This is a genomic window from Megasphaera sp. MJR8396C (genome assembly GCF_001546855.1).
Taxonomy (GTDB): domain Bacteria; phylum Bacillota; class Negativicutes; order Veillonellales; family Megasphaeraceae; genus Megasphaera.
This window is the reverse complement of the sequence record NZ_KQ958153.1, coordinates 34,732-60,520: the sequence shown is the minus strand read 5'-3', so window position 1 is coordinate 60,520 and position 25,789 is coordinate 34,732. Positions and strand designations below refer to the sequence as shown.

The following is a 25,789-nucleotide window of genomic DNA, read 5'->3' as shown; positions in this document are numbered from 1 at the left end:
GATACAAAAAGGACAGCTCCTTTCGGGGCTGTCCTTTTTTCATGCCGTGCCGAAGCGCGGTCTTCATATAAAGTTTTAGTTCTGACCCTTTTCCAAGGCAGCCTTCAAGGTATGCCATGCCAGGACGGCGCATTTGACGCGGGCCGGCATATTGGAAATGTTCTTCAGGGCAATGGCGTCTTCCAATTCTTCCAGCTCATCATCGTCGGTGATTTCCCGCTTGATCATGTCCAGGAAGAGGTCGACCAGGCGCAGGGCTTCTTCAACGCTCTTGCCTTTGATGAGGTCGATCATGATATCGGCCGAAGCCTGGCTGATGGCACAGCCGTGGCCCGTATAGGCGGCATCTTTGACGACGCCGTCCTGAATGTCAGCCTGGAGGGTGATGTCGTCGCCGCAGCTCGGGTTGTGGCCGTGTTCACTGATGTTGGCAACATCCAAAAGGCGTTTATTGGCTTGCGATTGATTGTGTTCCAGAATGATGTCGGAATACAATTCGTTCATATTTTCCATAGCTCGTTGAACACTCCTTAGTCTTTAAAACCCATCTGTTTGCGGACCAGGGGCAGTTTTTCCAGGAAGTAGTCGACTTCTTCTTCCGTATTGTAGATATAGAAGCTGGCCCGATTCGATGCTTCTACGCCTAAATGAGCGCCAAGAGGCTGTGCGCAGTGATGACCCGAACGGATGGCGATGCCAAAGCTGTCGAGGATCGTCGCTGCGTCATGAGGATGGACGCCGTCGATGGTGAAGGTAATGACGCCGGTCTTTTCCGACGGATCCTTGCTGCCGATGATGTGGATGTGAGGAATCTTTTCCATCCCTTCCAGGCAGCGTTTGGTCAAGACTTCTTCGTGGGCTTCGACCTTGTCCATGCCGATTTTTTCCAAGTAGTCGATAGCGGCGTGGAGAGCTACGGCGCCTTCGACGTTCTGGGAACCGGCTTCAAATTTGAAGGGCAGTTCGTTGAAGGTCGTCGACTGTTCCTGAACGTATTCGATCATGTCGCCGCCGAGGAGGAAAGGTTCCATCCCTTCGAGGATGGCCTTTTTCCCGTAGAGGACGCCCGTGCTGGCCGAGCCGCACATCTTGTGCCCCGAGAAGACGAAGAAGTCGCAGTCGAGGTCCTGGACGTCGGTCTTCATGTGAGGAACGGACTGAGCGCCGTCGACGATGGCAATGGCACCGACGGAATGAGCTTTGGCGACGATGTCCTTGACCGGACGCTTCATGCCGAAGACGTTGCTGACGGCAGCGAAGGAAACGATCTTGGTCTTGTCGTCGATCTTAGCCAAATCTTCGTCCGTGAAGTGGCCTTCTTTATCGAGGTACATGAATTCCAGGACGGCACCAGTCTTTTCGCAGACCCGCTGCCAGGTGACCAGGTTGGAATGGTGTTCAGAAATGGGGATGACGATCTTGTCGCCCTTTTTCAGTTTCGGTTCGGCATAGCTGCGGGCAATGAGGTTCAGGGCTTCCGTCGTATTGCGGACGAAGACGATTTCTTCCGTCGACGGAGCGTTGATGAAGCGGCGGACGGACTCACGAGCTTCGTCGTACAGTTCGCCGGCTTCGATGCTGAGGATGTGAGCGCCGCGGTGAGGATTGCCATTGTGATGTTCGAGGAGATCTACGATGGCGTCGATGACCTGACGCGGTTTCTGCGTCGTAGCGGCGTTATCAAAGTAAACGATGGGATGTCCGTTATGGACTTTAGTCAAGATTGGGAAATCTTTGCGTACATTTAGCATGGCAATCACCTTTCTTGCGGCAGAACTGCATTTTTTCACGTACAGCTTGGAGCGCTTTATTTTCTAAATCCTTGTCACCGAGAGCGTCGATGACCGGGCGGATATTCGATTCGACGATGATCAGCTGGGCGCCGATTTCGTTGAAGCCGCGGCTCATGAGGTAGAACAACTTGTCCTGGTCAATCTGACCGGCACTGGCGGCATGGTTGCCGACGACGTCGTCTTCCTTGCAGAGCAGGAGCGGTACGGAGATGGAGTGGACTTCCGGGCTTAAGAGGATGCAGATATCCGATTCAGAGCCGACGGCCTTCTTACTGCCCCGCAGGAAATCGATGGTCCCGCGGAAGTATTTCTTCGACGTGTCGAGGAGAGCCCCCGTCGTCAAGATGTCCGTATTGGTCTTGACGCCTTTGGTCGGGACCCAATAGGAGAAGTCGACGATCTGGTCGTCGTCGCCGAGGTACATGGCCTGGCTGTTGAAATTGCTTTCTTCGGTCATGAGGTCGGTCTTATAGTAGACGATGGCCGTCTTGCCGCCTAATTCAGCGCTGACGTAGTCGATGGTGCTTTCCTTACCGGCATCGCCGTAGCGGTGTTCGACGTGGCGTACACTGCGGCCGTTGAGCTGGACCTTGCTGATTTTGACGCGGGCTTTTTCCCCGGTCTTGACGTAGGTCAGGAAGTTGACCATGCCGTCGTCGGCGTCGCCGTCAAATTCGAGGTAGACCGTCACATCGCTGTGCGCTGCTGCTTCGATCTTGAGCTGTGCCGAAAGCTGAGGCTGATCGGCGCTGACGCTGTATTTCAAGTGAACCGAGCCCTTCTGGTGTTCGCCGATGGTGACGGCGCAGCCGGAATTGGCTTTGTTCAGTGCATTTTCAAGTGCTTCCGCATTGGAACCTTGGAAATCGCCGAGGTCGGGAATGCCGTTGCCGTCATAGAAGTTGACGGAAACGTCGCCGTCGTGGCGTTCTTCCGGGCGATAAGCGGAGCCGGCCTTGTCAGCCAGGCGGTCCAATTCAAGGTAGTTGACTTTCATCCAGCGAAAAGTCGGGCGCGGGAGTTGGTTATACTGGATTTTATCTGTATTAGCTGCCATAATATTCCTCCTCCCTATTTCAACGAACCCTTGAGTTCGAGGTTGATCAGGTTATTCATTTCTACGGCGTATTCCAGAGGCAGGGCCTTGGATACCGGTTCGACGAAGCCGCGGACGAGCATGGCCCGGGCGTCATCTTCACTGAGGCCGCGGCCCATGAGGTAGAAGATGGCTTCATCGGAAATACGGCCGATGGAAGCTTCATGACCGAGGTCGATGTTGTCGTTCTTGACGATGATAGCCGGAATCGTATCGGACTGGGATTCTTCGTCGAGCATCAGCGATTCGCAGCTGACGTTGGCCTTAGCCCCGTCGGCCGGCGGATTGATGACGACGCTGCCGCGGTAAATGCTGACGCCGCCGCTCTTGCTGAGGGACTTGGAGTTGATGTTGCTCGTCGTGTTGGGCGCATTGTGGACGACTTTCGAGCCCGTATCGAGGAACTGGCCGGCACCGGCAAAGGTGACGCCCGTAAATTCGCAGTGAGCGCCTTCGCCATTGAGGATACTCATGGGATAGAGGCACGATGTATGGGACCCGAAGGAGCCCGTAACCCAGTTGATGCGGCCGTTCTTACCGACGATGGCCCGCTTGGTGTTGAGGTTGTACATGTTCTTGGACCAGTTTTCAATCGTCGAATAGGTCAGCTCAGCGTCGTCGCCGATGAACAGTTCGACGCAGCCGGCGTGGAGGTTGGCTACGTTGTACTTCGGAGCCGAACAGCCTTCGATGAAGTGGACCTTAGCCCCTTTTTCGACGATAATCATGGTGTGTTCGAACTGGCCTGCCCCCGGTGCATTGAGGCGGAAATAACTCTGAAGGGGAATCGATACGTCGACGCCGGCCGGCACGTAGACGAAGGAGCCACCGGACCAAACGGCGCCGTGAAGGGCGGCAAATTTATGGTCTGTCGGCGGAACGAGCTTCATGAAGTGCGCTTTGACGATGTCTTCGTACTGATCGAGAGCCGTATCAAAGTCGGTATAGACGACGCCCTGCTGGACGAGTTCGTCCTGAATGCTGTGATAGACGACTTCCGAGTCGTACTGAGCGCCGACACCGGCCAGGGACGTCTTTTCCGCTTCGGGAATGCCCAATCGGTCAAAGGTATCTTTGATATCGTCTGGTACTTCGTCCCAATTGGCCTTCATCTGGGAATTAGGGCGAACGTAAGTGACGATGTTGTCCATATCGAGTTCACTGATATCAGGACCCCAGTTCGGATATTCCATGCGGTTGAACAAATCCAGGGACTTGAGGCGGAAATCGAGCATCCACTGTGGTTCGTGCTTCTTTTCCGAGATTTCCCGAACGATGTCTTCCGTAAGGCCAGCATCGGTCTTATAGGAATAGGTAAAATCTTTTTTAAAGTTATACATATTGCCGAAATCAGCAAAGGTGTCGATGGTCTTGCGTTCGTCAGCCATCTTGCTCTGCTGTGAGGCAAATTTTTCGTTGTTATCAGCCATAGCTGTACCTCCCACTAGCCTTTATATGCGTCGTAACCGTTGGCTTCAATCGCCTGGATGAGGGATGCGTCGCCGGTCTTGACGATCTTGCCGTCGATCAGGATGTGAACGAAATCCGGTTTGAGCTTCTGCAGGATTTCGCTGTGGTGAGTAATGACCATGATGGAATTGTTTTCGTTGTGGTACTGAGATACCGTTTCCGATACGACGCGGACGGCATCGACGTCGAGGCCCGAGTCGATTTCATCGAGCATGGTCAGTTTCGGTTCGAGCATACACATCTGGAGGATTTCCGTCTTTTTCCGTTCACCGCCGGAGAAGCCATCGTTGACGTAGCGTTCGGCATAGGACTTGTCCATCTTCAGCTGATCCATTTGGGCGTGGAGCTTCTTGCGGAAAGGCATGATGCGCTGCTGGCCGGAAATGGTGCTCTTGGCGTTGCGGACAAAGTTTTCAACGGAAATGCCCTGGACGGCAATAGGCTGCTGAAAAGCCATGAAGATGCCGGCTTTGGCGCGTTCGTTGACAGGAGCTTCCGTAATTTCCTGTCCTTCGAAGAAGATCTTCCCGGCCGTGACGACGTACTTCGGATTGCCCATAATGGCATTGAACAGCGTCGATTTGCCGGCGCCGTTGGAACCCATGATGACATGCGTTTCGCCCGTATTGATCGTCAAATCGAGGCCTTTGAGGATTTCTTTGCCTTCGACGGCGATATGCAAGCCTTCTACTCTTAATAATTCACTCATCATTATCACTCCTACGTTAAGTTCTACGTTTTACTCCACCCCTGCACGGCGATGCAAAAACGTAATGATTTCCTATATTGATAAAGTATACCATTTAGATACACTTACTTTACTGTTCTTAATGTACTCCATAAACGCCACAAAGTCAACCTATTTAGTCGCTTTTTTGACTATTTTTTATCGACTTTGTCCTTCATCCAGCGGGCCCGCAAATCACTGCGCAGCCAGAGCTGCATGCCGCAGACGGCGACGGCCGCCGCCAGCAGGCCTAAAAGACCGGCTGACGGGCCGTCGACGACGAGGGCATAAAACAAAAAGGCATAGACGACGAGCCATAGAAACAGTTTGAGTTTCATCATCTTCGTCAGCTTAGCCACAGGCGTTGCATCCTTTGCAGTCTTCCCCTTCTTCGGGATCGCCGAAGAGGCGGGCCTTCTGACCGCGCATGGCCAGCGTTGCCTGGATATACATGGCGCATTCAATACGCTTCTTCTGGATCTGGCAGCTCAGGTCGTAAGGCGTCTTGATGTCGCCGCCGTACTTGATGTTGTTGGCATGGCAGCCGCCGCTGCAGAAGAATTTAGCCCAGCAGTCGCAGCAGATGGGCTTATTGAGGACGTGCATGTCCCGGAATAAGGGCGGCAGCGTCGTATTGGTCACGCCGTCATAGACGTTGCCGATGACGTATTCATCCTGGCCTACGAACTGGTGGCAGGGATAGATATCGCCGTTAGGGACGACACACATGTATTCGTGGCCGGCGCCGCAGCCGCGGAGGCGTTTGGCGATACAGGGGCCGCGATAGAGGTCCATGATGAAGTGATAATAGATGAAGGGCCGGCCTTCGTCGAGGCGTTTCAAGTAGAATTCGGCCAGGTTGTCGTATTCGTCAAAAATACGGGGCAGGTCCTTTTCGGTGATGGCATAGGACAAGTCGTCGCCGACGACAGGTTCCATGGACAGGCCTTCAAAGCCGAGGTCGGCCATGTGTTCTACGTCTTTGGTGAAATCGAGGTTGTACGTCGTGTACGTGCCGCGGACGTAGTACTCTTCCCCATTGCGGTGCTTGGCGGCATAGACCTGGTTGTCGGCACAGGTCTTGTAGGAGCTGCGGCCGCCGGCATCGGGGCGCATCCGGTCGTGGACTTCGGGACGGCCGTCGAGGCTGAGGATGAGGCTGATGTGATTGTCAGTCAGATACTTGACCTTAGCCGGGTCGAGGAGCATGCCGTTGGTCGTCAGGGACAATTTGAAGACCCGGTCGTGGATCTTTTCCTGTTCACGGATGTATTCGATGGTCTGTTTAACGACGCCGAAGTTCATCAGCGGTTCGCCGCCGAAGAAGTCGATTTCGCAGTGCTGGCGCTTGCCTTCGGTACTGCGGATCAGGAGGTCTACGGCATTCTTGGCTACGTCGAAGCTCATTAGTTCCCGCTTATGCGTGTCGTAGTCGCCTTGGGAGGCAAAGCAGTACTGGCAGCGCAGGTTGCAGTCGTGGGCAATGTTGAGGCACAGGGACTTAATGACCGGTTCTTCTTCGGCGACGACTTTAAAGTTTTCCGTCATGGGCGCAAAGAGGAGTTCCTTTTTGATCAATTCATCGAGTTCACCGAGGATATCGGTGAGGTCCTGTTTATCATACGTACCGGCAAAGGCTTCGTAGACGGCGTCTTTATTGGTGCCGTCGTAGACGTCGAGGACATCGTAGGTCATCTTGTCGATGACGTTGATGATGCCGCTGTTGACGTCGAGGAGCATGTAAGTACCGTTTTGACAGTATTTATGAATCATTGGTTTAATTTCAGCCATGAATAATCTTTCCTCCATATAAAAAAGAACGGGGTGCCGCGTGAGCGACGCCCCTTTTCCTTGAATAACTTATTTTGTGCAGATCTGATTGCCAACGGTGCAAGAAGTCTTGCAGGCGGACTGGCAGGACGTCTGACATTCGCTGCAGCCAGCGTGCTGTGCCGTCTTCTGGATAGATTCCGTATTAATCGTAATGATGTGTTTTGCCATGATCTTCACCTCGCTATCAAAGATTATGCTTTATTTTACCACATTACAGACGATTCTACAACAGAAGTCAAAACTATAAGAGTTTAAAACCTTCAAAGAAGAAGTTCTTGCCGATGCTGATGACCAGCGAGCGTTCTTCAAATACATCGTTTGTGTCAAAGAAAACGTCAAAGCCCTCTTGGTAGGTAGCATAAATCGAGGTAATGCGCTGCAAACATCCGGTGATGTCGTCAGCACTTACTTCCGGCTCACCCTCGGACCGCCATTTCTTATTCTTGAAACCAGCGATGAGCGGTGCATGGGAAACGACCTGTGACTGGTGTTCTACGACCCAGTTCCAGATTCCCTCAGCATACTGCTGGGCCTGTGCCTCCTGGCCTTCAGGGAGTCCGTCGAGAGTAAACAAAACGGGGCGGCCATCAACCATGATTTCATCCATGTAGCTGCCTTTGACATATTTTAAATTCACAGAAGCACCTCCTGCAAAATCATGTGGAGCATGAAGAATGGTTATGTCTAACGTATTAATTTTATCGTGCATTCAGGAGATTGTCAATAAAAAAAAGCTGCCGCCGAAGCGACAGCTTTCCATGGCTGCATTAGTCCATCTTCGTGAAGGAACCTTTGTCAGCACCGCAGGTCGGACATACCCAATCTTCCGGAAGATCAGCAAATTTCGTGCCAGCAGCGATACCGTTGTCAGCGTCGCCTTCAGCTTCATCATAAATGTAGCCGCAGATTGTGCATTCGTACTTATCCATAATCTTTCCCTCCTGATTGACGTATTAATAAATAATACTTATTAATTATTTTTTACACGTTTATGATATCATATTGTCTTAAAAAATGCAAGACTATTTTGCCTGTTTTCCCATATTAATATCGATAATGCCCGACGAGTATGGTGCCACTTCGTATTGACCGAAGATAAAGTGGATATTGCCCTTCTTATCGAGGTAGAAATTCTTGGGATCTTCCGTCAGGCCGTTGAAGTATGTCGACAAGACGTTGTCGCTCAAGGTCAGCTTGTTGGTGATTTTTTGCAGGGTAAAGGCCTTTTCGTCGCCCGGTTTGACCAATTCACGCCAGTTGGTAATGCGCCGGCCCGTTTCCATGTCGAAGACGACGCCCGTCTTCCAGCTCGTCGGATGGGCGGCCCGGTCGAAATAGAGGTAGCCTTCATCGAGGAAGGACAGGTACTTCCCATTGTTTAAGGTCACGGTATAGTGCTTTTCTTCGGTCAATTTGACGCCCTTGGTCCCCTGCTGGGCAAAAAATTCCCGGGCCTGGGCCTGTTCATCGGCAAAATACTGAGCCATCAGGGCCGCAGCCCCGGCATTGCCGTCAATCGAAATCGACGGATACTGGATGGTCAGCGTACTGCCATCGTCATGGGTATAGACAGCCTTCGGTGCGTCTTCAATGACAGCCGGCGACGCCGCCATGGCGACGGCTCCCATGAGCCAGGCGCCGCACAAAAGGGTGAGCAATTTCTTGTTTATCATAAGGAACCCCTCCTCTTTATTTTCTCTATATTATACCATATTTACTGGACGATTTTCCGCTTTTCATCGTTCCCCAGCCGGAAGAAGTCGTAAATATTTTCGGCAGCCTGACGGTTCATGCCCGGCACAGCGGCCAGTTCTTCGATGGAAGCGGCCTTCATGTCGGCCAGGGTTTTAAAGGCCGTCCACAAGGCTTTTCGCCGCTTGGGGCCGATGCCTTCGACGTGGTCCAAGATGGAGACCAGACTGCGCTTGCCGCGGAGGTTGCGGTGGTAGGTAATGGCGAAGCGATGGGCTTCGTCGCGGATTGACTGCAGGAGCTGCAGTTCCGGTGTGTGATGGCTTAAGATGATGGAATCGCTGCTGCCTTCGACAAAGACTTCTTCGATGCGCTTGGCCAAACTGATGACCGGGGCTTCACAGCCGGCATCGCGGATGATGGGCAGGGCGGCGTGGAGCTGTCCCTTGCCGCCGTCGATGATTATCAGGTCCGGTACGGGCCAGTCTTTTTCGCCGTAGCGGCGGGCCATGATTTCGGCCATGGACTTGAAGTCGTCTGGTTTCCCCTGAACGGTCTTCAATTTAAAGCGGCGGTATTCCTTCTTGGCCGGCTGGCCGTGTTCGAAGACGACCATGGAGGCCACCGTTTCGATCCCCTGGGTATGGGAAATATCGAAGCATTCCATCCGTTCGGGAAGATAGGGCAGATTGAGGATCCGCGCCAAGCCTTCGACGGCGCCCGTCGTCTTATCGACGTCGTGCTGCCACTGGAGGCGCTTCTGTTCCAAGAGGGCGGCGGCGTTTTCACAAGCCATGGTCAACAGCTGCTTCTTGGTCCCCCGCTGGGGCACGGTGACGCTGACCTTCCGGCCCTTCTGTTCGCTCAGGCGGCGTTCACAGCTTTCCCCGTCTTCAATGGCCGGGACGACGACTTCCGTCGGGACAAAGGTGCCGTCGCTGTAATACTGGTCGAGGACGGCGCTCATCAGGGCCCCTTCTTCTTCGTCGCTGCTGTTGTCCAGGGAGAAGGTTTCCCGGCCCATGAGTTTCCCCATGCGAACGGTGTAGATCTGGACACAGGTCTGACCGGCCTGACGAGCCAGGCCGATGACGTCCATGTCGCCGCCGTCGGTGTTGACGATGTTCTGCTGTTCCTGAATGACGGCCACGGCCTTGAGCTGGTCGCGGTACATGGCGGCCTTTTCAAACTCCATGGCTTCCGCCGCTTCGGCCATCTTTTCCTGCAGGGAACGGACGACGCCGTTGTCCCGGCCTTCGAGGACGGCCACGGCCTGGTCGACGTTGGCGTTGTAGTCGGCTTTGGTAATATAGTGGACGCAGGGCGCGTCGCAGTGGTGCAGATGATATTGCAGGCACGGCCGATCGCTGGGCATGACCCGGCACGACCGGATATGGTAGGCCCGCTGCATCAGTTTCAAGACCCGGTGGACGGCCGTCGAATCGGCAAAGGGACCGAAGTAGCGGGCGCCGTCGCGGCTGACGCGGCGGGTCATGAAGATCCGCGGATAGTCCTCTTGGACGGTGACCTTGATATAGGGATAGGTCTTGTCGTCGCGGAGCATGATGTTGTAGCGGGGATGATGCTTCTTGATGAGGTTGTTTTCTAAGATCAGGGCTTCCATCTCGGTGGCGACGACGATGGTTTCCAAGTCGACGGCGTGGTTGATCATGGCCGCGACCTTCGGCGAGCGGTTGACGTCGTGGCGGATGTAGCTGGTCACGCGGTTGCGAAGGTTGACGGCCTTGCCGACGTAGATGATCTTCCCCTTCTCGTCCTTCCACAGATAGACCCCGGGTTGGCCGGGCAGGTTCTGTACTTTCTTGCGTACGGCTTCACTGACAGCCATGACTTACCTCCCTTCTCCCTGTTCCATAAAGGCCCGCGTCCGTTCCAGGACCGGTTTCAGGAATTGACCCGTATAGGATGCCGGGACCTTGCAAATGTCTTCCGGCGTCCCCGTGGCAACGACGGTACCGCCGCCGTCCCCGCCTTCAGGGCCGAGGTCGATGAGGTAATCCGCCGTCTTGATGACGTCTAAGTTGTGTTCGATGACGACGACCGTATCGCCGCCGTCGACGAGCATCTGCAGGACGTCCATCAATTTATGGATGTCGGCCGCATGGAGGCCCGTCGTCGGTTCGTCGAGGATGTACAGCGTCCGGCCGGTGCTGCGCTTGGACAGTTCCGTCGCCAATTTGACACGCTGGGCTTCGCCGCCGGACAGGGTCGTCGCCGGCTGGCCCAAGCGGATATAGCCCAGACCGACCTGCTGGAGGGTCTTCATCTTATTGACGATGCGCGGCTGGTTTTCAAAGAAATTGCAGGCGTCGTCGACGGTCATGTTGAGGACGTCGGAAATGGTCTTGCCCTTGTATTTGACTTCCAGCGTTTCCCGATTGTAGCGGGCGCCGTGGCAGACTTCGCAGGGCACGTAGACGTCGGGCAGGAAGTTCATTTCGATGCGGATGATACCGTCGCCCTTACAGGCTTCACAGCGGCCGCCTTTGATGTTGAAGCTGAACCGGCCGGCTTTATAGCCGCGGACTTTGGCTTCTGACGTCTGACTGTAGAGCTGGCGGATGGCATCGAAGACGCCCGTATAAGTCGCCGGGTTGGACCGCGGCGTCCGGCCGATAGGCGACTGGTCGATGTTGATGATCTTATCGATGAGTTCGACCCCTTCGAGGGCCTTGAATTTCCCCGGTCGGTGCGGCGTTCCGTAGACGGCTTCAGCCATGGCCTTATAGAGGATTTCATTGACCAGGGTCGACTTGCCAGATCCGGAAACACCGGTGACGACGGTCAAGGTCCCGATGGGAATGGAAACGTCGACGTTCTTCAAATTGTGTTCGGCAGCGCCGATAATCTTGATAAAAGAGCCGTTGCCCTTCCGCCGTTCTTCGGGAATGGGAATGTATTTCGTCCCCTTCAAGTACTGACCGGTCAGAGACTGAGGGCAGGCCATGATATCGGCTGCCGTCCCCTGGGCGACGATGGTGCCGCCGTGTTCGCCGGCTTCAGGGCCGATATCGACGATGTAGTCCGCAGCTCGCATGGTGTCGTCATCGTGTTCGACGACGATGAGGGTATTGCCCAGGTCGCGCAGGTTGCGCAAGGCGTCGAGGAGCTTGTCATTGTCCCGTTGATGGAGGCCGATCGACGGTTCATCGAGGATGTAGAGGACGCCGACCAGGCCCGATCCGATCTGAGTGGCCAGGCGAATGCGCTGGGCTTCGCCGCCGGACAAGGTGCCTGCCGTCCGCGACAAAGTCAGGTAATCGAGGCCGACAGTCTGGAGAAAGGCCAGGCGAGCCTTGATTTCCTTAAAGACCTGCTGACCGATGAGCTGCTGCTTTTCCGTCAGTTTCAGATTATTAAAGAAAGGGATCATATCCCGAATAGGTAAGTCGGTCAGTTCGGCAATGTTGAGGCCGCCGATCTTAATGGCCAAGGCTTCATGGCGCAGGCGCGTGCCGTGACAGGTCGAGCAGGGCTTGACGGTCATGAATTGGGCAAACTGGTCGCGCATCATATCGGAAGAGGCTTCGCGGTAGCGGCGGCGGACCATGGGCAGGACGCCTTCAAAGGGAATGGAAAAGGTCTTCACTTCGCCCCGCAGGTTTTCATATTCAAAGACACAGTTTTCGGCCGAGCCGTTCATCAGCTTATCCTGAAGTTCTTTCGGCAAGTCGTCATAACTATTGTCTAAGGTAAAGCCATAGGGCTTCAACAAGCCGCCGAGCTGGCGCATGAACCACGAGTCGGGGTTGCTGCTGAGGGCGGCAATGGCCCCGTCGGCAAAGGCTTTCTTCTTGTCCGGCAGGACCAGGTGGATATCGACTTCCATCGTACTGCCGATGCCTGAGCAGTCCGGGCAGGCGCCGAAGGGACTGTTGAAGGAAAAGAGATGGGGCTCGATTTCCGGCAGGCTGATATGGCAGTCCGGGCAGGCGAAGTGCTGACTGAAGGTCAGGACTTCCTTGGTACCCATGCGGAAGATATGGACGATGCCGTCGGCCAGTTTAGCTGCCGTTTCCAGGGAATCGGTAAGGCGCATGAGGATGCTGTCCTTGATGACCAGGCGGTCGACGATGACGTCGATGGTATGCTTTTTATTCTTATCTAAAGGGATGTCGTCGGACAAAAGGTAGACTTCGCCGTCGACGCGGACCCGGGTATAGCCGTCTTTAATGAGCCGGGCCAAGAGTTTCTGATGGGTCCCCTTGCGGCCGTCGACGACAGGCCCCATGACCATGACCTTCTCCCCTTCGCCAAGAGCCATGACGGCATCGGCCATCTGCTCGATGGTCTGCTGGCGAATGGGTTTGCCGCAGTGCGGGCAGAAAGCGTCGCCGACGCGGGCGTAGAGCAGGCGCAGGTAGTCGTAGATTTCGGTAACGGTCCCTACTGTCGACCGGGGATTGCGGCTGGTCGTCTTCTGGTCGATGGAAATGGCCGGCGACAGGCCTTCGATGTAGTCAACGTCAGGTTTATCCATTTGTCCCAAAAACTGGCGGGCATAGGCCGACAACGATTCGACGTAGCGCCGCTGGCCTTCGGCATAGATGGTATCGAAAGCCAGGGACGACTTGCCCGATCCGGACAGGCCCGTAAAGACGACGAGCTTGTCCCGGGGAATCTTGACGTCTATATTTTTTAAATTGTGCTGGCGGGCACCTTTGATGACGATATATTTATCTTGCAAGGTAGACTCCTTCCTGTATCTTCAATGCCATAGCGGCCTAGCGCTTCTTGGCATCGGGCCGTTTGATCTTTCGTTGGTAGCGGCGGCTGGGCATATCCTCGCCTTCCATTTCTTTGGGCAGGGTGTCGTCGTGGCTCATATCGGCCAACTGTTGGCGCAGCTGCCCCAGGCGGTCGCGCAGTTCGGCGGCCTTTTCAAATTCCAGCCGCTTCGACGCTTCCTTCATCTGCAGGGTCATGGTCTTAATGACCTTGTTCAGGGATTCGCGGGTCATGGCCCGTCCCTTGCCGCCCTTTTTACTGCCATAGGCCACATCGTCTTCAGCGACCTTGGTCAGCTCGATGAGGTTGACGACGTCTTTCTTGACCGATTTCGGCGTGATGTGGTGCTGTTTATTATAGGTATCCTGAATTTCACGGCGGCGCTGGGTTTCATCCATAGCTCTGGCCATGGAATCGGTAATCTTATCGGCATACATAATGACCGTCCCGCCGACGTTTCGCGCCGCCCGGCCCATGGTCTGGATGAGGGACGTATCGGAACGCAGGAAGCCTTCTTTATCGGCGTCGAGGATGGCGACGAGAGACACTTCCGGCATATCGAGGCCTTCACGCAGCAAGTTGATGCCGACCAGGACGTCGAATTCGCCGACGCGGAGGTCGCGGATGATTTCCGCTCGTTCGATGGTAGCGATATCGGAATGGAGGTAGCGGACGCGGACGCCCATTTCCTTCAAATAGTCCGTCAAATCTTCGGCCATCTTCTTGGTCAGGGTCGTGACCAACACCCGTTCGTCCTTGTCGGTCCGCTTGCGGATTTCCCCTAAGAGGTCATCCATCTGGCCTTCGATGGGCCGGACTTCGACCTTGGGATCGAGGAGGCCCGTCGGGCGAATGATCTGCTGGGCCATATTCGTTTCGACATCCATTTCATAAGGCCCCGGCGTGGCGCTGACGTAGACGATCTGGTTGATGCGTTCGACAAATTCATCGAACTTCAAAGGCCGGTTATCGAGGGCCGACGGCAGGCGGAAGCCGTATTCGATGAGGCTTTCCTTCCGCGACCGGTCACCGGCGTACATGGCCCGCAGTTGAGGCAGGGTTACGTGGGATTCGTCGACGAGGATCATGAAGTCGTCCGGGAAATAGTCCAAAAGGGTATACGGCGCCTGGCCGGCTTTACGGCCTGCCAAGTGGCGGGAATAGTTTTCGATGCCCGAGCAGTAGCCCATTTCTTCCATCATTTCCATGTCGTACCGCGTCCGCTGTTCGAGACGCTGGGCTTCCAAGAGGTGTTCGCCGTCTTTCAGCTCTTTCAAGCGTTCATCGAGTTCCTGGCTAATGGTCCCCAGGGCCCGTTCCATCTTGTTCTTGGTGGTGACATAATGGCTGGCCGGGTAGATGGCGACGTGCTTGCGTTCGGCAATGACTTCGCCGGTCAGGACATCGACTTCAGTCAGGCGGTCGATTTCATCGCCGAACATTTCGATGCGGATGATCGACTTGTCGAAGGCCGCCGGAAAGACTTCAATCGTATCGCCGTGGACGCGGAAGGTCCCGCGGTCGAGATTCATGTCGTTGCGGTTGTACTGGATGTCGACCAGCTTCCTCAAGATTTCTTCCTGCGTCTTTTCCTGGCCCAGGCGCAGGGAGACGACGAGTTCACTGTAGTCTTCCGGGTCACCGAGGCCGTAGATGCAGGATACGGAGGCGACGATGATGACGTCCCGCCGTTCAAAGAGGCTCATCGTCGCCGAGTGGCGCAGTTTATCGATTTCATCGTTGATGGACGCATCTTTTTCGATATACGTATCGGTCGAGGCGATATAGGCTTCAGGCTGATAAAAGTCGTAATAACTGACGAAATAGCCGACTTCGTTATCCGGGAAAAAGGCCTTGAATTCGCTGCACAGCTGGGCTGCCAGGGTCTTATTGTGAGCGATGACCAAGGTCGGTTTCTGTACCTTTTCGATAAGCTTGGCCATGGTAAAGGTCTTGCCCGTCCCCGTAGCGCCGAGAAGGACCTGGGCCCATTGGCCGGACTGAATGCCTTCGGCCAGGGATTCAATGGCTTCGGGCTGATCGCCCATTGGTTCATAAGGGGCGACGACGCGGAAGGGATGGGACGTATCGTAATCTTTATTATAATGAGACATATCCATAAGGGCCACCTCGCTGCAGCTGTCGGCTGCGGACAACATAACTATTTATTGACTATCTTTCCGATGTTCTTCAACTCGATGGACAAGGTGCCGTCAGGGTTGTTGATGAAGCGGATAAAATCGGTGTTTTCGATATATTCAGACGGGAAGGTAATTTCAATGCCCGTATCGGTTTTTATTTTATGACTGCGGCCGGCTTTCTGGGCGTATTCCTTTTCGATAGCCACGACGTCGGGCAATTTGGCTTCGGCGACTTGCTGCTGAAATTCCTGGGCCATGGCCGGCGAGCTGCCGAAGACATCGGCTCCCATCTCCTGCGGCGAGAAAGAATCGGCGTTTTCAGCGTTTTCCACTAAATAAGTCTTGGTCTTGGACAAGGCTTCGACCGTGCTGGCACCGTGGTCTTCGGCGACTTTTTCGGCAATCTTGCTGATGACCTTGACCGCTTCCTTACTGGAAATGACCGACGTGCACTGGAGGAGCCGGTCCGGCAGGAGGTAGACGTCTTCGCCGTCCATCTTGCGCTTCTTGTCGACAAAGTGGATGGAAAAATCACTCAGCCGGATGAGGGCGTAGGCTTCGGCCTTCTGAGCCATACCGGGCAGGATGGCGTAGTGCTTGATGAGCTTGTTGTAGACCGTCCCTTCGTCGTCGAGAATCTGATGGGTATAAGCCGTCTTATTGTCCAGCATCAGGACGGCAATATTGCGGACGTCGTCGTCATCCTGAAAGTCGATGACCAACAGGTCGGCCGACTCCGGTTCGTCGCAGTGAGCCACGAGCTGATAGAGTTCGCGGGCCGTGTCCGAGGCCAGTTCGTCAAAGGTCATCGTCCCTTCGATCAGGGCCTGGAGCTTAGGCTGAAAGGCACTGGTGGCATAGAAGACGCCCGTCTGCTGGGACGCATCGCCGAGGATGCGGCTGAGCCGTTTATTGACGTATTCATAGACGACGTCGCTGCTGAAGTCGAGGGACTTTTGGGACACGATGCAGACGTTGGTATTGAAATCAAAAATATGGAGCACTGCTGCGTTGATCATCATAATCTATATCATCCTCTACGCTTGTTTTCGTAATTCAAAGACACTGGCTTCGCGGGAACAAAGGACGCGGAAAGGCAGCCAGTGACCGGTACCGCGGTTGACGTAACCCCGGCTTTCACCCTTTCGGAACATGCCGCGCAGGTATTTAAAGCCCACGGCCGTAACCAAAGGACCGATGGGGGCAAACTGAGCCCCGTGGGTATGACCGCTGAGGGTCAGGGGAATATTATGTTCAAAAGCTTCGTCGATGAAGGCCGAGTGATGGGCCAACATGACGATAAAGGCATCGTCGGGAACGCCGTCCAAGGTCTGGCGGACATAGTCCTCCCGCTGGGCGGCAAAGGCTTCATCGCCCTTGGCAAAACTGTAGTCCGTACCGGCAATATAGAAGGGCCGGCTGTCGCTGCCGTTCCTCCCCTTCAAGCCCCGGCCGTAACCGGGACTGGCTTCAAAGGACGTGTTGCGCAGGATGCGGACCGGCGTATCTTCGAGCATGGCCGTAATGGCCGGAAAATTGCGGTAATATTCGTGATTGCCGTAGCAAAAATCGATACCGTCGGGAAAGCGATGGGCGTTAGCGTTGAGGATATCTCTGGCCTGGGGCAGAAGGACGATCTCATCGATGAGATCGCCCGTGATTTCCAGCCGGTTGACGCCCTTTTCGGCAACGGCGTCGATCGATTCCTGAAGGCGTTCGGGGCTGAAGAAAAGTCCCATATGCAGGTCCGAGAGTTGACCGATTTTATAGCCATCGAGATAGTCCGGCAAATTCTTATACGTTAAGACGTGATGGGTCGTATCCAAATCACTTTCACCGAGGACATTCCCGGCGCCGCTGGTGGCAAAGGCCGCAGCCGGAATGAGGGCTGCCATCCCTTTGACGAAGGTCCGTCGGGTCATCCCCTGCGGAGCCGGTTTTTCCTTGCGATGCCAAAAACGGTGGACCGCCGTGGCTAAGGCGACGACGATCAGGCAGGGCAAGGCCAGGAAAAAGGCCAACAGCCAAATGAGAGCCGCCATGCCCTTGCCATCATAGAGACCGTCCCAACCGGACAGGACCATACCGGGAAAGGCCTCTTCATAGGAACTGAAGCCCACCGCCGACAACAGGGTCAGGACCAGGGTCCCCAGGATCAAGGCCTTGCGGTGGCCCGAGCGAAAGACGTAGTCCCATAAGACGGCCGCCAGGACGCAGACGCAGGACGCAAAGATCATGAAAGTGATTAAAAAAGTTCCCTTCATCGTTTACACCATGGCTGTGATCTTGCCGTGCGGACCGGCCCAAGGCAGGGCATCGTAGTCACTGCGGTCAATCCACTGCCAATCCTCCTCTTCTCCCATTTTTCCGTCCGTCAGCTCCCCTTCATAGACCGTGAGCTGCCAGACTTTATGCGAAAAAATACTCTTTAACGACCCGGCCGGACTGTCGTCGACGGAAACGCGCAGGCCCTTGTCGGCCAACATGCGGCGGACGGCGTCAATTCCGTCCTGCCCCGTTCCCGGTGCGTTGGGAAATTCCCACATCGAGGCCAGAAGGCCCTTGGGCGGGCGGCGATGGACGAGCCATTTCGTCCCGTGACGGGGAACGACGACGGTAATCTTTTCGACCGGTGCCTTTTTCTTGACCTGGCGCAGGGGCAGTTCACTTTCCTTGCCGTTAGCCCGGGCCAGGCAGATGTCCCCTAAGGGGCAGTCTTCACAGCGGGGATGCTTGGGAATGCAAATCGTCGCCCCCAAATCCATGAGGGCTTCATTAAAGGCCCCGGGACGATCGTCAGGCATCTGTTCTTCGACCAACGCGGCCACTTGTTTCTTGACTGCCGTCGACAAAACGTTTTCTTCAATATCGTAAAGGCGGGCAAAAATCCGCAGGACGTTGCCGTCGACAGCGGCTTCCTTTTTCCCGTAGGCTAAGCTTAAAATAGCGCCGGCAGTATAGTCACCAACGCCCTTTAAAGCCCGTACTTCCTTCTTCGTATCCGGTACGCGGCCGCCATATTTTGCCTGCACTTCCTGCACAGCCTGATGAAGATTGCGGGCCCGTGAGTAGTAACCGAGGCCCTGCCACTGTCGGAGGACGTCGTCTTGTGACGCTGCCGCCAGACTCTTGATATTGGGGAACCGTTCCATCCAGCTGTCGTAATAAGGACGGACCGTTTCAACCTTGGTCTGCTGCAGCATGATTTCCGACACCCAGACCTTGTAGGGATCGCGCGGCGATTCATCGCGCCAGGGCAGCTCCCTGCCATGGGAATCAAACCAGTCGAGCAGTAAGGAACTCCAATGTTCTTCTTTTATATTCATAGATAATAAGCCTCTTTCTTTCTACACTGTTATTTACTAGTATAGAAATCAAGAGGCCTTTTGTCAAACACGTGTTCTATTATTTTTTCTCATCGTTTCAGCCCCAAAAAAGAAGGCTTTATGACTTACAAGGGATGCAGATTTTTCAAGGATAAATCGAGGATTGGCGCCGAATGAGTCAGGGCTCCACTGGAAATATAATCGACGCCGATATCGGCCAGGGACGCAATATTTTCCTTAGTGACGTTGCCTGAGCATTCCGTTTCGGCCCGGCCGTCGATGAGGGCTACGGCTTCCTTCATCATATCGTGGCTCATGTTGTCCAGCATGATGATGTCGGCACCGGCTTCGACAGCTTCCCGGACCATGTCCAAAGTTTCCGTTTCGACTTCGATCTTGCGGACGAAGGGCGCATAGGCTTTGGCCATGGCAATGGCTTTCCCGACGCCGCCGGCAGCACCGATGTGATTGTCCTTCAAGAGGATGCCGTCAGACAAGTTGTAACGGTGGTTGCCCCCACCGCCGACGGTGACGGCATACTTTTCAAAGACGCGCATATTTGGCGTCGTCTTGCGCGTGTCGACCAATTTCATGCGGCTGCCCCGTAAGAGTTCCACGATCTGCCGGGTATAGGTGGCAATGCCGCTCATGCGCTGCAAGTAATTGAGGCCGACCCGTTCAGCCGATAAGATAGAGCGCATGCTGCCGGTCACGACGGCCAGTTTCTGCCCTTTATGAACGGTATCGCCGTCCTTGACGGTAAAGCGGACCTCGACGCCCTCATCCAAGAGGGTAAAGGCCCGGGCGAAGACGGCAAGGCCGGCAATGACGCCGTCGTCCTTGGCCAAGAGTTCGGCCTGTCCCCTACCATCTTCGGACAAAATGGCGTTGGTCGTCACGTCTTCACTGGTAATATCTTCCTGCAGGGCCTGTAAAATCAGAGGATCAGCCTGCAATTTCATGGTTACGTTGTTCATGACTCTTTTTCTCCCTTTCCATTTCCCCTAAGATACTCTTTCGATACACTTCGTCAAGGCCTCCTTCGTGACGGCTGACGTAGTCCGAAGCTTGAGCACAGGCCAGGCTGAAATCGCCGCAGGCCTCACCCTTTTCAGCCAAATCGAGGGCTGCCCGCTTGCCGAAGACCAGGCTTTCCAAGAGGGAATTGCTGGCCAGGCGGTTACGGCCGTGAACGCCGTTGCAGCTCGTTTCGCCGACGGCGTAGAGATGGTCCATCGTCGTCTTACTGTGGCTATCGACGTGGATGCCGCCCATGAAATAGTGCTGAGCCGGCGTGACCGGGACCCAGTCGACGGTGGCATCGATGCCGTCTTCGAGGCAGCGTTCATAAATATTGGGGAAATGGCCTTCGATGACGTCTTTTCCAAGACCGGTCATGTCCAGCCAGACGAAGGGTCGATTATCCTTTTCCATCTGCTTACGAATAGCAGCCGTCATCAGATCGCGGGGCAGAACTTCATTGGCAAAGCGCTGGCCGTCTTTCCCCCGCAGTTTCGCCCCTTCGCCGCGGACCGATTCGGAAATGAGGAAACTCCGCCCCGGACGGTTCGAATAAAGGGATGTCGGATGGATCTGGACGTAGTCGATATTCTCTAAGGCAATGCCGTGGCGCATGGCAATGGCCAAAGCGTCGCCGGTCAGGTGCGGGAAATTCGTCGAGTGGTCGTAGAGGCCGCCGATGCCGCCGCTGGCCAATATCGTATTGCCGGCTTCAATGGCACGGTAGGCCCCGTCCTTTTCGCGGGCCAGGATGCCGAGACAAGTATTGCCGTCGGTAATGATGTCGACCATGGTCGTGTAGTCGCGGATGGTCACATTGGGAAGCTCCCGAACGGCAGCCAAGAGGCGGCTGGTGATTTCCTTGCCCGTAATGTCCTTATGAAAGAGGATCCGCGGCCGGGAGTGACAGCCTTCGCGGGTATAGTCGAAAGAGCCGTCGGCCTTTCGGGCAAAGTCGACACCGTAGCCGACGAGTTCATCGATGACCCGGCGCGACGAGCGAATCATGATATCCACCGATTCGCGGCGGTTTTCGTAATGGCCGGCCTTCAGGGTATCTTCCATGAAGCTGTCGTAATCAGTTTCATCGTGAAGGACGCAGATTCCCCCTTGAGCCAGGAAAGAATCGCTGTTTTCCACGTCATCTTTGGTAATCATGAGGACCTTTTTATCGCGCGGCACGTGGAGGGCGGCAAAGAGGCCGCTGGCACCGGTACCGACGATGACAACATCTGTTTTTTCTGTTTCCATGACATCTACCTTCTTCTATTTGGCTAACTCCAGCATCCGTTCCAAAGCCCGGACGGCTTTCCCTGCCACGTGATCGTCGACAAAGACTTCGTTGGTCTCATCGCGCAGGCAGTCGCGGACCTTTTCCAAGGTGACTTTCTTCATATTGATGCAGTACGCATCTTCCATGGCCGGATAAAAGACCTTGTCGGGATTGCGCGTTTCCAGCTCATAAAAGACGCCGCCTTCGGTGCCGATGATGAACTCTTTGGCATCCGACGCTCCGGCATAGTCGATGATGCCCGACGTGCTGCCGACGTAATCGGCCAGGGCCAGGACTTCCTTGCGGCATTCGGGATGGGCCAGGAACAAGGCCTTGGGATGAGCCGCCTGAACGGTCTCGACGTAATCCGGGTCGACCGTATCGTGACGGGGACAGAAGCCCTGATTGACGATAAAATGCTTATCCGGCACCTGAGTCGAAACGTAATGGCCCAAGTTCTTATCGGGCGTAAAGAAGATGTTCTTCTGGGGCAGCTTCTTCACGATCTTGACGGCATTGGACGACGTGACGCAGACGTCGGACGCCGCCTTGACCGCTGCCGTCGAATTGACGTAACAGACGACGGCCAAATCGTCGTACTGGGTGCGGGCCTTTTCGATCGTCGCCGTGTCGGCCATGTGGGCCATAGGACAGGTCGCCGTCGCATCGGGCATGAGGACCTTCTTTTGAGGATTGAGCATCTTGGCGCTCTCACCCATAAAATCGACGCCAGCAAAGACGATGATTTTGGCATCCGTTTCGACAGCCTTCTTGGCCAGACCAAAAGAATCGCCGACGAAGTCAGCATAGGCCTGGACCTCATCGGGCACATAATAATGAGCGAGGATAATGGCCTCTTTCTCCTTTTTTAAGGCAGCGATCTCATCTTCAATATACACAGGTTTTCATCCTTTCAGAGAAACGGGACCGCCCGTCGGACAAGTCCCGTTCACCCCGCCGAGTATAAGGCCGGCGACCCTTTTTATTTACCCTAATTATACGCTATTGACCAAATTTTGACAATACTACTGTCAAGACAATAGAAAAGTCAAATATACAGATTTACCCAGAAATCACTACCGATACAGAAAAGAGCCGTTCCCCAAGGTAATGACCTCAGGAAACGACATGTAGTAAAGTGACATAGTCGACCAAGCCTCCATACCAATATGAAAAAGTGTTAGCACTAGTCTAATTATTAACATCAATTTCAAGCAAACCCAGAGTATATCATCGCCCGCGCTCTGATACCAGTCTATCTCCAGATTCAATAAAATCAAGACTTACTCAAAAATCAAGGAGAAAATAAAAAGAGCTAACTTTAAATACCATAAATTATGGATATCAAAGTTAGCTCCAATATATAGACTTTTATTTTCAAGTTCTTTTCAATTTACATTACGAAAATAAGGGCCCTCAATTTCACATCCAATGATGTCCTAACAAAACATCATTAAATATCATGCATATAATCATGATTATTCGAATTCATTTTTAACATGAAGTATCGGAAATTTGAATTGTTTTTTTTCTGAAACCAGAGTCCCTTTTCGTAGGCACATAAATCTTTCCAGATCCTCAATCCTAAAAATTATCCCTTCATTTGCAAATTCATCCAATATCGCTTCTTTGCTCATATAACCACCGTCTATTAATAAATCAATAGCTCCTTGGAATAAGTTATCCCTAAGTTGTCCAGGAACATCCCCTGGTTCTTTTAGTCGCCATCCTTTTTTTGAAATTTGCCTCATCATATACTGGAATTGATTCGCTGTTATAATCCCCATTTGGCGCGATCGATACATCATAGCCTGCATTGACACTTTCCACTTTTTCTTCAATTCTCTATAATAATCTATTGCAGTAGGATAAGCAGAAACAGCCATTCCAAACGATTTTCTCGGCAGCAAAAATGCGCTAGCAAAAATATTTGCCTGTTTTTCCCGCGCATTAAATTCATCCTTAGAGACTTCACCTTCTGTATCTTCAATTGACCATCTATGCATCAAAAGATGTCCAAGCTCATGAGCCATATCAAACCTCAATCTTTCAAGTGGCTTCTTTCCAATTGCTAAAACAACTACATATACATCTTCACCATTAACATTAATTTGTTGACTATAGGCATCAATTGATGAATCTTCATTTTTAAAGCCGGTAACAACAATACCATTAGACTCTAGCAAATACTGAAGATTATCAATAGGTCCATTACCCAATCCCCAATAATCTCTTACGTATTCTGCTAAACGTTCTATCTTAGATACAGCTTCATCAGAATCTACATCTTGAAAATTTTCTTCAAAATCATACATCCTTGTATCTGGCAGATTTAACTGAGGGAAATCGATTTTACTGAGTAATATTTCATATAAGGAAGCTACATATTTTGTCTTTTGTGAGGCTGCAACCCTAGCTCTCTTCGTAGTAGAAGCTTGTGATCTAAAATAAGTTTTTCCAGTCCTAATAACTTGAGAAGGCTCAGTCATAAAAAATTGATAAGGAAACGATAAAGCCTTTGCAATTTTAAAAACATTCTCTGCGGGCGGAGTATTAGCCTCATTTGCATATAACGACAGTGACTGCTTGCTGATCCCGGTTTCCCTTGCCAATTCAGTCATTTTCTTTTCTCTTAATTGCATAGCCTCTTTAAGCCGTACGCCATTAAATTTTTCTTGTTTCATTTTCATATAAAAAGCACACCCTTTTATGTTAATGTTATGCTTTCCTGTCTTCCTCCATTTCCCTAGGATAAATTTCAACCTTTTTATCCGGCTCGCTAGATAACTCACCTATTACTCCAGGTTTAATGGAGACTAAGTCATGCCCATCCTTTACGGGTTTATCTTTAGATTCCAATGTCAATTCACTAAAATCTGGCTTTAAATACTCAAGCAAGGATAGACACTCAAGAGTATGCCCATTCTTATCTAATAGCATCGCATCGATATTCGTAATCATATAATTTGCTGATTTGTAAACAGCAAGCCAACAACGATACCCCTGAAAAAAAGTCGGATTTCTTTTCAAAATTTTGATAAAATCTTCTTCATAAGTATTTTTTCTAAACGCATAAGGATCTTCTAATCCAAAATCAAATAAAGACCCTTGTTCATAAGTTGATATTGCATCTGAATTTAGGTTATTCACTAAAGTCTGTATATAATGGGGATTGCTTCTATCCTTCTTTTTTCTGACACTATCTAAAGCACTCTTTGTGCAAATCAGAAAAATTATTTTATTAACAAAGTCAATAACTAGAACGCCTTGCCAACACGCACGTTTGAATATCATTGTTTCAACAGCTTCACTTGTTGCAAACAGATTCACCAAATTAGTATTTATATTATCCACTCTCACACGAGGAGAGGCATTTTTCGTTACTGTATTACTTTCTTCATCGTAGTGTCGACAATCTTCACCCACGCCTTTTTCCACCGCTCTTACAATACCACTTAATGTTTGATTCATATGTTTGTCGATGATCACAATAACTTATATCCTCCCGGTCTATTTTATAATATTATTTTTACATTTATAATTAAATTTGTCAAGTATTTTATTAAATTTATTTTTTTAGTCATTTCTAAGAGAAATAAATTTTCTACCTTGAAGTAACTCTAGAAATTTAAGTTTCCCCCACCGTAGCCAAATGCTGCATTGTTTTTTTCGCTGCAATATCATGGCAAAGGCAAAATTCTATGAGCTATACCAGCCGATTTTTTTCCTTGCGTTTTCTATCATTATAGTCTTTGATCAACTACTTTATGACATTGCTCCAAGTCTTCAATTCCGTTGCAATCTATAAACCCATATTAGATTTTCTACTTCCCATAGTTTGGTAGTCCAAGTCTTTTGTTTTAGATATATGTTCTCAAAAAAGATATTTTTTTAATCGTTAGATATGACATTCTATCTGGTAGTACTCGACTTAGGCCGAGCGGAATACAAAAGGCCCCTACTTAGTTTAGCTTGCTTTATTCAACGCAGTTCCCCCCCCCTTTCTGCACAAGACTGTTTAGTAATTTCATAACCACCCTCTTTGTGTATAGATTTAAAAGTAAGTCAAAATAGCGCTTTTTCATACCTGCACGTCCTTGCTAATCAAATTAGTAATACTTAGGGCTATAACTTTCTGAGACGAGTTGCAAGATGTCAGTCCTGTGTTTAAGCAATTTGGAGACACCTTGCAGATTTTTCCTTGTAAAAATGATATGTCTAGCGTCTGTACGCAAAGTATGTGTCTTGAAGTGCCCAAATTGAATTTTGAACCCGTTCTCAGTTTATATGAAAACTTTTTTTCACGCGACGTTCCATACATTCGACGATAACCGTAATTTTCATGATTTTTTCGGATATCCTTGATTTTGGTCTCGAGCTCATGAAAGTTCAAAGGGGAACCAGTCGCATTGTCCAAAATGTGTATATTTCGGCAGTTTAAGAAAGGAAAGGATATCTTCTAGTTAATATGATTCTTGGCGAATGTGAGTCAGACTTGCTTTCACATTCGTGCTGCTTCATACTTTAATCGCAGTCACCTCAATACTTTTAAACAAACAGGCTCCACTCTTAGACAATAATTTGCTTCTTCCAATTGTTTCAGATAGACTTGTTGTTCATTTTACGGTTTCCTAGGCATAGTGAGTTTAACTATTTTGAGATTTCTGCC

General features: G+C 52.1%; 22 protein-coding genes. All 22 read right to left on the bottom strand.

Features of this window, described 5'->3' with window-relative positions; translation table 11 throughout:
- Positions 1-75: 75 nt before the first annotated feature.
- The 22 genes from sufU to HMPREF3201_RS02065 all read right to left on the bottom strand — a co-directional run bounded on the left by sufU (position 76) and on the right by HMPREF3201_RS02065 (position 24,609).
- The gene (sufU, locus tag HMPREF3201_RS02170) at positions 76-513 is read right to left on the bottom strand and encodes a Fe-S cluster assembly sulfur transfer protein SufU (RefSeq protein WP_044503005.1); all 438 of its coding nucleotides are present in this window, start codon (positions 511-513) and stop codon (positions 76-78) included.
- 17 nt (positions 514-530) lie between these two features.
- Positions 531-1,751 (bottom strand): aminotransferase class V-fold PLP-dependent enzyme, encoded by a 1,221-nt coding sequence (locus HMPREF3201_RS02165; protein ID WP_062411525.1) that lies wholly within the window; start codon positions 1,749-1,751, stop codon positions 531-533.
- Positions 1,714-2,850, bottom strand: coding sequence for a SufB/SufD family protein (locus HMPREF3201_RS02160; RefSeq protein WP_062411524.1), 1,137 nt, complete (start codon positions 2,848-2,850; stop codon positions 1,714-1,716). The genes HMPREF3201_RS02165 and HMPREF3201_RS02160 overlap by 38 nt, the downstream gene beginning before the upstream one ends.
- A gap of 14 nt (positions 2,851-2,864) precedes the next feature.
- Positions 2,865-4,277, bottom strand: a complete 1,413-nt coding sequence (gene sufB, locus HMPREF3201_RS02155) for a Fe-S cluster assembly protein SufB (RefSeq protein WP_156423313.1) — start codon at positions 4,275-4,277, stop codon at positions 2,865-2,867.
- 56 nt (positions 4,278-4,333) lie between these two features.
- Entirely contained in the window at positions 4,334-5,068 is a 735-nt protein-coding gene (gene sufC, locus HMPREF3201_RS02150) for a Fe-S cluster assembly ATPase SufC (protein ID WP_062411522.1), read from the bottom strand.
- Positions 5,069-5,238: 170 nt separating this feature from the next.
- Positions 5,239-5,445, bottom strand: a complete 207-nt coding sequence (locus tag HMPREF3201_RS02145) for a hypothetical protein (RefSeq protein WP_062411521.1) — start codon at positions 5,443-5,445, stop codon at positions 5,239-5,241.
- On the bottom strand, positions 5,438-6,877 hold the full coding sequence (scfB, locus tag HMPREF3201_RS02140; protein ID WP_062411520.1) for a thioether cross-link-forming SCIFF peptide maturase: 1,440 nt from the start codon (positions 6,875-6,877) through the stop codon (positions 5,438-5,440). Before scfB ends, HMPREF3201_RS02145 begins: the two co-directional genes overlap by 8 nt.
- Positions 6,878-6,946: 69 nt before the next feature.
- Positions 6,947-7,087, bottom strand: coding sequence for a six-cysteine ranthipeptide SCIFF (gene scfA / locus HMPREF3201_RS02135; protein ID WP_014017076.1), 141 nt, complete (start codon positions 7,085-7,087; stop codon positions 6,947-6,949).
- A gap of 73 nt (positions 7,088-7,160) precedes the next feature.
- A complete protein-coding gene (locus HMPREF3201_RS02130) occupies positions 7,161-7,556 on the bottom strand; it encodes a hypothetical protein (protein ID WP_062411519.1) in 396 nt (131 codons plus the stop codon).
- A 130-nt stretch (positions 7,557-7,686) separates the two neighbouring features.
- A complete protein-coding gene (gene rd, locus HMPREF3201_RS02125; protein WP_044503013.1) occupies positions 7,687-7,848 on the bottom strand; it encodes a rubredoxin in 162 nt (53 codons plus the stop codon).
- A 93-nt stretch (positions 7,849-7,941) separates the two neighbouring features.
- Positions 7,942-8,592, bottom strand: coding sequence for a DUF3298 domain-containing protein (locus HMPREF3201_RS02120; RefSeq protein ID WP_062411518.1), 651 nt, complete (start codon positions 8,590-8,592; stop codon positions 7,942-7,944).
- A 41-nt stretch (positions 8,593-8,633) separates the two neighbouring features.
- Complete coding sequence (uvrC, locus tag HMPREF3201_RS02115) at positions 8,634-10,460, bottom strand: excinuclease ABC subunit UvrC (protein ID WP_062411517.1); 1,827 nt, start codon at positions 10,458-10,460, stop codon at positions 8,634-8,636.
- Between the two features lie 3 nt (positions 10,461-10,463).
- Positions 10,464-13,319, bottom strand: a complete 2,856-nt coding sequence (uvrA, locus tag HMPREF3201_RS02110; protein WP_062411516.1) for an excinuclease ABC subunit UvrA — start codon at positions 13,317-13,319, stop codon at positions 10,464-10,466.
- Between the two features lie 37 nt (positions 13,320-13,356).
- Positions 13,357-15,474 carry an excinuclease ABC subunit UvrB gene (uvrB, locus tag HMPREF3201_RS02105; protein WP_172980542.1) on the bottom strand — a complete coding sequence of 706 codons (2,118 nt, stop codon included), beginning with the start codon at positions 15,472-15,474 and terminating at the stop codon, positions 13,357-13,359.
- A gap of 47 nt (positions 15,475-15,521) precedes the next feature.
- A complete protein-coding gene (locus HMPREF3201_RS02100) occupies positions 15,522-16,523 on the bottom strand; it encodes a nucleoid-associated protein (protein ID WP_062411514.1) in 1,002 nt (333 codons plus the stop codon).
- Positions 16,524-16,538: 15 nt separating this feature from the next.
- The gene (locus tag HMPREF3201_RS02095; RefSeq protein WP_227163160.1) at positions 16,539-17,738 is read right to left on the bottom strand and encodes a metallophosphoesterase; all 1,200 of its coding nucleotides are present in this window, start codon (positions 17,736-17,738) and stop codon (positions 16,539-16,541) included.
- Positions 17,739-17,768: 30 nt separating this feature from the next.
- Complete coding sequence (gene mutY, locus HMPREF3201_RS02090) at positions 17,769-18,827, bottom strand: A/G-specific adenine glycosylase (protein WP_062411512.1); 1,059 nt, start codon at positions 18,825-18,827, stop codon at positions 17,769-17,771.
- 125 nt (positions 18,828-18,952) lie between these two features.
- On the bottom strand, positions 18,953-19,804 hold the full coding sequence (gene nadC / locus HMPREF3201_RS02085) for a carboxylating nicotinate-nucleotide diphosphorylase (RefSeq protein WP_062411511.1): 852 nt from the start codon (positions 19,802-19,804) through the stop codon (positions 18,953-18,955).
- Positions 19,773-21,098 (bottom strand): L-aspartate oxidase, encoded by a 1,326-nt coding sequence (locus tag HMPREF3201_RS02080; RefSeq protein ID WP_062411510.1) that lies wholly within the window; start codon positions 21,096-21,098, stop codon positions 19,773-19,775. Before HMPREF3201_RS02080 ends, nadC begins: the two co-directional genes overlap by 32 nt.
- A 15-nt stretch (positions 21,099-21,113) precedes the next feature.
- Positions 21,114-22,019 (bottom strand): quinolinate synthase NadA, encoded by a 906-nt coding sequence (gene nadA, locus HMPREF3201_RS02075; RefSeq protein ID WP_062411509.1) that lies wholly within the window; start codon positions 22,017-22,019, stop codon positions 21,114-21,116.
- Positions 22,020-22,598: 579 nt separating this feature from the next.
- Entirely contained in the window at positions 22,599-23,810 is a 1,212-nt protein-coding gene (locus tag HMPREF3201_RS02070) for a helix-turn-helix domain-containing protein (RefSeq protein ID WP_197408248.1), read from the bottom strand.
- Between the two features lie 28 nt (positions 23,811-23,838).
- Positions 23,839-24,609, bottom strand: coding sequence for a DUF5986 family protein (locus HMPREF3201_RS02065; protein ID WP_062411508.1), 771 nt, complete (start codon positions 24,607-24,609; stop codon positions 23,839-23,841).
- Positions 24,610-25,789: the final 1,180 nt, after the last annotated feature.

Coding starts and splice junctions, on each gene's coding strand:
- sufU (WP_044503005.1), bottom strand. CDS start 513: ATGGAAAATATGAACGAATTGTATTCCGACATCATTCTGGAACACAAT.
- HMPREF3201_RS02165 (WP_062411525.1), bottom strand. CDS start 1,751: ATGCTAAATGTACGCAAAGATTTCCCAATCTTGACTAAAGTCCATAAC.
- HMPREF3201_RS02160 (WP_062411524.1), bottom strand. CDS start 2,850: ATGGCAGCTAATACAGATAAAATCCAGTATAACCAACTCCCGCGCCCG.
- sufB (WP_156423313.1), bottom strand. CDS start 4,277: ATGGCTGACGAACGCAAGACCATCGACACCTTTGCTGATTTCGGCAAT.
- sufC (WP_062411522.1), bottom strand. CDS start 5,068: ATGAGTGAATTATTAAGAGTAGAAGGCTTGCATATCGCCGTCGAAGGC.
- scfB (WP_062411520.1), bottom strand. CDS start 6,877: ATGGCTGAAATTAAACCAATGATTCATAAATACTGTCAAAACGGTACT.
- scfA (WP_014017076.1), bottom strand. CDS start 7,087: ATGGCAAAACACATCATTACGATTAATACGGAATCTATCCAGAAGACG.
- rd (WP_044503013.1), bottom strand. CDS start 7,848: ATGGATAAGTACGAATGCACAATCTGCGGCTACATTTATGATGAAGCT.
- HMPREF3201_RS02120 (WP_062411518.1), bottom strand. CDS start 8,592: ATGATAAACAAGAAATTGCTCACCCTTTTGTGCGGCGCCTGGCTCATG.
- uvrC (WP_062411517.1), bottom strand. CDS start 10,460: ATGGCTGTCAGTGAAGCCGTACGCAAGAAAGTACAGAACCTGCCCGGC.
- uvrB (WP_172980542.1), bottom strand. CDS start 15,474: ATGTCTCATTATAATAAAGATTACGATACGTCCCATCCCTTCCGCGTC.
- HMPREF3201_RS02100 (WP_062411514.1), bottom strand. CDS start 16,523: ATGATGATCAACGCAGCAGTGCTCCATATTTTTGATTTCAATACCAAC.
- HMPREF3201_RS02095 (WP_227163160.1), bottom strand. CDS start 17,738: ATGATCTTTGCGTCCTGCGTCTGCGTCCTGGCGGCCGTCTTATGGGAC.
- mutY (WP_062411512.1), bottom strand. CDS start 18,827: ATGAATATAAAAGAAGAACATTGGAGTTCCTTACTGCTCGACTGGTTT.
- nadC (WP_062411511.1), bottom strand. CDS start 19,804: ATGAACAACGTAACCATGAAATTGCAGGCTGATCCTCTGATTTTACAG.
- HMPREF3201_RS02080 (WP_062411510.1), bottom strand. CDS start 21,098: ATGGAAACAGAAAAAACAGATGTTGTCATCGTCGGTACCGGTGCCAGC.
- HMPREF3201_RS02070 (WP_197408248.1), bottom strand. CDS start 23,810: ATGAAAATGAAACAAGAAAAATTTAATGGCGTACGGCTTAAAGAGGCT.